The sequence below is a fragment of the Micromonospora yasonensis genome (assembly GCF_026013475.1).
Classification (GTDB): Bacteria; Actinomycetota; Actinomycetes; order Mycobacteriales; family Micromonosporaceae; genus Micromonospora; species Micromonospora yasonensis.
On record NZ_JAPDPH010000493.1, the window covers coordinates 1 to 376 of the forward strand.

Here is a 376-nt window from a genome sequence, read left to right on the forward strand (position 1 = left end):
TGTCCGACGTCGCGACAGGTTGATGGGTCACGAACTATCTCCTGATTCAGGTCCGGTAGGGGTGGTGGCGGCACCGCGCCCCGAAAGGGGGGCAGGCGCGGTGAGGGGCATTCGCACGGAGACTAACCAGCACCCCCGACACCCGGCTTCCCGTTTAGCGGCCCTGGTGGCGCGGAGCACGCCTCAGTCCGTCGCCCGGTATTCACGCGGGCTGATCCCGCGTACCCGCTTGAACGCGGCGCTGAGCGCGAACGGGCCGCCGTAGCCGACCCGGCGGGCGACCGCGGTGAGGGTCAGTTCGGTGTCCCGCAGCAGGTCGGCGGCGAGCGCGAGCCGCCAGCCGGTGACGAAGGCCATCGGCGGCTCGTGATCGCGG

General features: G+C 71.3%; 1 protein-coding gene. It reads right to left on the reverse strand.

From position 1 onward, the window contains the following. Positions 1-183 precede the first annotated feature (183 nt). Positions 184-376 (reverse strand): helix-turn-helix domain-containing protein (locus tag ONA70_RS36510; protein ID WP_265011027.1); only part of this gene is annotated, 193 nt, incomplete at its 5' end.